This window comes from Sphingomonas sp. NPDC019816 (assembly GCF_050274375.1).
Classification (GTDB): domain Bacteria; phylum Pseudomonadota; class Alphaproteobacteria; order Sphingomonadales; family Sphingomonadaceae; genus Sphingomonas.
Genome location: NZ_JBNNOB010000256.1, coordinates 1 through 1795, shown reverse-complemented (window position 1 = coordinate 1795; position 1795 = coordinate 1). Strand labels below are relative to the sequence as shown.

Here is a 1795-nt window from a genome sequence, read left to right as displayed (position 1 = left end):
GAAGCCTTCCTTGTCGGCGTCGAGGATCGCGACCAGCCCGCATTCGGGAATGTCCAACCCCTCGCGCAGCAGGTTGATGCCGATCAGCACGTCATAGACGCCTACGCGAAGGTCGCGGATCAGCTCGATACGCTCCAGCGTTTCCACATCCGAGTGCATGTAGCGGACCTTGATCCCCGCCTCGTGCATATATTCGGTCAGGTCCTCCGCCATCCGCTTGGTCAGCGTGGTGACAAGGGTGCGATAGCCGAGCTCGGTCGTCTTGCGCGCCTCGATGATAAGGTCCTGCACCTGTTCCTCGACCGGCTTGATCTCGACCGGCGGGTCGATCAGGCCGGTGGGGCGGATGACCTGTTCGACGAAGACGCCGCCGGTCTGCTCCATCTCCCAATTGCCGGGCGTGGCCGAGACGCTGACCGTCTGCGGGCGCATCGCGTCCCACTCGTTGAAGCGCAGCGGCCGGTTGTCGATCGCGGAAGGCAGCCGGAAGCCGTACTCGGCCAGCGTGATCTTGCGGCGATGGTCGCCGCGCGACATGCCATTGATCTGGCCGATCGTCACATGGCTCTCGTCGACGAACAGCACTGCATTTTCGGGCAGGTATTCGAAGAGCGTGGGCGGCGGCTCGCCGGGCAGGCGACCGGTCAGGAAGCGGCTGTAATTCTCGATGCCGTTGCAGCTGCCGGTAGCCGCGATCATCTCCAAGTCGAAGTTCGTGCGCTGCTCCAGCCGCTGGCGCTCCAGCAGCTTGCCCTCGATCTCCAGTTCCTTGAGCCGCTCGGCCAGCTCGAATTTGATCGCCTCGACCGCCTGCTTCATCGTCGGGCCTGGGGTCACATAGTGGCTGTTGGCGTAGATGCGTACCGAGTTGAGGTTCGCGACCTTCTTGCCGGTCAGCGGGTCGAACTCGACGATCTCCTCGATCTCGTCGCCGAAAAAGGACACGCGCCAGGCCGAATCCTCATAGTGCGATGGGAAGATTTCGAGATTGTCGCCCCGCACCCGGAAATTGCCGCGCATGAAGGCGGCGTCGTTGCGCTTGTATTGAAGCGCGACGAGCTTGCGGATGATCTCGCGCTGGTCGACGCTCTGGCCCTTTTTGAGGTCGAAGATCATCGCCGAATAGGTTTCGACCGACCCGATACCGTAAAGGCAGGACACCGAGGCGACGATGATGACGTCGTCGCGCTCCAGCAGCGCACGCGTCGCCGAGTGGCGCATCCGGTCGATCGACTCGTTGATCGAGCTTTCCTTCTCGATATAGGTGTCGGACCGGGGCACATAGGCCTCTGGCTGGTAATAGTCATAATAGCTGACGAAATATTCGACCGCGTTGTTGGGGAAGAAGTTCTTGAACTCCCCGTACAGCTGCGCCGCCAGGATCTTGTTGGGCGCGAGAATGAGCGCGGGGCGCTGCAATTCCTCGATCACCTTGGCCATGGTGAAGGTCTTGCCCGACCCCGTGACGCCCAGCAGCACCTGATCCTTGTCTCCTGCGCGTGCGGCGGCGGTCAGTTCCCGAATCGCGGCCGGCTGGTCACCATTGGGGGTATATTCGGTAACCAGCTCGAACCGCTTGCCCCCTTCGGCCTTTTCCGGGCGTGACGGGCGGTGGGGGATGAAGCTGACCCCGGTTTCGGGCTCGTCGAGGGTGGTGCGGATCTGGATCGCCATAGGGGTGAATATGGGCCCGGTTGCGCTTTTGTTCCAGTGGGTGCGCGGTTTGAGCGTGGGCTTCGACTTCGCTCAGCCTGAACGGAGGTTGGTCTGCAAGTTACTCCCTCACTCCGTTCAG

1 protein-coding gene is annotated in these 1795 nt (G+C 62.1%); it reads right to left on the bottom strand.

Going from position 1 to position 1795, the window contains the following annotated elements:
* A partial coding sequence (gene uvrB / locus ACQKJZ_RS19195; RefSeq protein WP_427733289.1) for an excinuclease ABC subunit UvrB occupies positions 1-1674 on the bottom strand: 1674 nt, incomplete at its 3' end.
* Positions 1675-1795 lie beyond the last annotated feature (121 nt).